We start from the raw sequence: 2878 nt of genomic DNA, 5'->3' as shown, positions 1-2878 counted from the left end.
GGAGGCGTGGGCCCGCTCACCATCGCCATGCTCATGGCCAACACCGTCAAGGCCTGCAAGCTGCGCCGCGGCCACACCCTCAAGCAGCCGGCGCTGACTTCGGAGCGCGCCTAGTTGCTGCGTGTCGGGCTCACCGGCGGGGTAGCCTGCGGCAAGACCACGGTCGCCGAGATGCTGCGCCGCCGCGGCGCCCACATCATCTACGCCGACGAGATCGCCCACCAGCTCCTGGCCCCCGGCCAGCCCGTCTATCAGGAAGTGGTGAAGGCGTTCGGCCCGGGCATCCTGCAGGCCGACGGCCAGATCGACCGCGCCAAGCTGGCGGAGGCGGCTTTCGGCGCGGGGCGCGTCAAAGAGCTGAACAGGATCGTCCATCCTCCCGTCATAGCCCGCCAGGAGCAGTGGATGGCGGAGGTCGGCAGGAAGGATGCGCACGCCATCGCGGTGGTGGAGGCGGCGCTCATCCTGGAAGCCGGCGTGGGCCGCCGCTTCGGCAAGCTGGTGGTGGTGACCTGCAAGCCGGAACAGAAGGCCGAGCGCTACGCCGCCCGCCACAAGATCTCGCTGGAGGCGGCGCAGGCCGAGGTGGCGCGGCGCTCGGCCGTCCAGCTCCCCGATTCCGAGAAGGCCGCGGCCGCGCACTTCCTCATCGACAACTCGGGCACGCGCGCCGAGACCGAGCGCCAGGTGGAGAAGCTCTTCGCCGAGCTGCAAGAGTTGGCGCGCCAGCCCTGAGGCCCGGGCGGCGTCGCATGTGACAGATTCCGCTCGTCTCGTTATGCTTGAGGGATGCGCGGGTCTCGCGGACCCGCCCTTTGGTGGCACATCATGAAGACCCTGCGTCCAGTCCTGATCGCCGTGGCCCTGGCGGTCGCCTTCTTCTGGCTCACCACCTACCACCGCAGCCGTCCGGAGAGCGTGGCCACGTCCTCGCCCGTCTCCGCTCCCATGAGCATCGAGACCACCGAGGCCGCCGGTCCCGCCAGCCTCGACCCCGAGGAGCAGGTCAACATCGCCGTCTACAAGAAGGTGCTGCCCTCGGTGGTGAACATCATCTCCACGGTGGTGAGCTACGACTTCTTCTACGGGGCGGTGCCGGCGCAGGGGCAGGGCTCGGGCTTCGTGCTCGACAAGCAGGGGCACATCCTCACCAACTACCACGTGGTGGAGGGCGCCAAGCAGATCGAGGTCACCCTCGCCAACCGGCGCAAGTACCCGGCCCGGGTGGTGGGCAGCGACCGCTCCCATGACCTGGCGGTCATCCAGATCTCCGCTCCCGACCTGGTGCCGGTGACCCTGGGCGACTCTTCCCACCTGGTGGTAGGGCAGAAGGTGTTTGCCATCGGCAACCCCTTCGGGCTGACCGGCACCATGACCCGGGGCATCGTCAGCTCCATCCGCTCGGTGCGCTCGCCCGAGGGCGCCTTCATCGACGAGGCCATCCAGACCGACGCCGCCATCAATCCCGGCAACTCCGGGGGGCCGCTGCTGAACTCGCGCGGCGATGTGATCGGCATCAACACCATGATCATGGGCAGCGCGGCGCAGAACTCGGGCATCGGCTTCGCCATCCCCATCAACACCGCCAAGGCCGTGCTCAACGACCTGGTCACGCTGGGGCGGGTGCGGCGTCCGGCGCTGGGCATCCGCACTCTGGCCATCGGGCCCGACCTGGCCGGACAGATGGGCTTGCCCGCCAACGCCGGCGTGCTCATCATCGAGACCGTGCCCGGCGGGGCGGCGGAGAAGGCCGGGCTGCGCGGCGGCAACCAGCGCGCCTACGTCGGCAACATCCCCATCCTGGTGGGCGGCGACCTGATCGTGGCCATCGACGGTCAGGAGATCCAGGACACCACCGACATCTCGCGGGTGATGAACCAGCACCGCGCCGGCGACAAGGTCACCGTCACCATCTACCGCGGCAAGCAGAAGATGGATGTCCCGGTGGTGCTGGGCGAACTGCCGGAGGACCGCAGCTAGTTTGACCCCCCACCTTAGGGCGGCGTAGCGTGGTGGTATCCGCCTGCCGGGAGGATGCCATGAGACTCCGCCGCATCGCCGCGGTCGTGTTCGCTATCGCGCTGGCCGCGCCCGCCTGGGCGCAGGAAATGGGTAGCGCCCAAGGCAAGCTCACCGTGAACGGCCAGGCCGTCACCCTGAGCCACGCCTATGCCCGCATCTTCAAGAACAATCCCCAGGACACCGACAAGTACGTGGAGGTGCTGCTGACGGCGGAGCCGGTGGACCCGCTGCTGGCGGGCTCTTCCAGCTCCCTGCGCAAGCTGGCCGAGGAGAAGAAGCTCACCGGCATCCAGGTGACGCTCAACGCCGGGCGCGAGCCCTTCGCGGTGACCGTCTTCCACCCCATTCTCTCCGACGGGTACATGATGGCCATGGATGAGCGGCGCTTCGAGGCGCAGACCTTCGACGAGCAGAACGTGGCCGGGCGCCTCTTCACCCCGGAGGAGGGCTCCTTCGGCGACGACCACTACGAGTTCGACGTGAGCTTCCGCGCCGCCATCGCCCCCGATCCCTTCACCATCAGCGCCGCCGACCGGGCCGCGCTGGCGGCCCTCCAGCCCGGCGCGGCCTCCGGCTCCTTCAAGGTCAACGACCAGAAGACCAAGTTCCTCTACGCCTACGCCGTCGGCCGCCGCGACTTTCCCGGCGACCCCGAGAAACTGGTGCTGGTGTTGAGCGACGCGCCCATCCCGGACAAGGTGCTGCTCGAGGGCTTCGGCCTGCAGGAGCTGGGGCGCAAGGGCACGGTGCATGCGGTGGAGGTGGAACTCGGCCCCGACCGCCAGCCCCAGGGCGGCCAGCTCTACCACCCGATCTTCAGCAAGGACGAGCCCGCGGGGACCACGATGTCGGTCTC

3 protein-coding genes are annotated in these 2878 nt (G+C 68.9%); all 3 read left to right on the top strand.

Features of this window, described 5'->3' with window-relative positions; translation table 11 throughout:
• Positions 1-114 precede the first annotated feature (114 nt).
• A complete protein-coding gene (coaE, locus tag VEG08_13255; protein HXZ28954.1) occupies positions 115-735 on the top strand; it encodes a dephospho-CoA kinase in 621 nt (206 codons plus the stop codon).
• 93 nt (positions 736-828) lie between these two features.
• Positions 829-1980: a trypsin-like peptidase domain-containing protein gene (locus VEG08_13250; protein HXZ28953.1), complete on the top strand. Its 1152-nt coding sequence runs from the start codon at positions 829-831 to the stop codon at positions 1978-1980.
• 59 nt (positions 1981-2039) lie between these two features.
• A partial coding sequence (locus tag VEG08_13245) for a hypothetical protein (GenBank protein ID HXZ28952.1) occupies positions 2040-2878 on the top strand: 839 nt, incomplete at its 3' end.

Source organism: Terriglobales bacterium (assembly GCA_035624475.1).
Taxonomy (GTDB): domain Bacteria; phylum Acidobacteriota; class Terriglobia; order Terriglobales; family Acidobacteriaceae; genus DASPRL01.
This window is presented reverse-complemented; position numbering and strand designations above follow the sequence as displayed.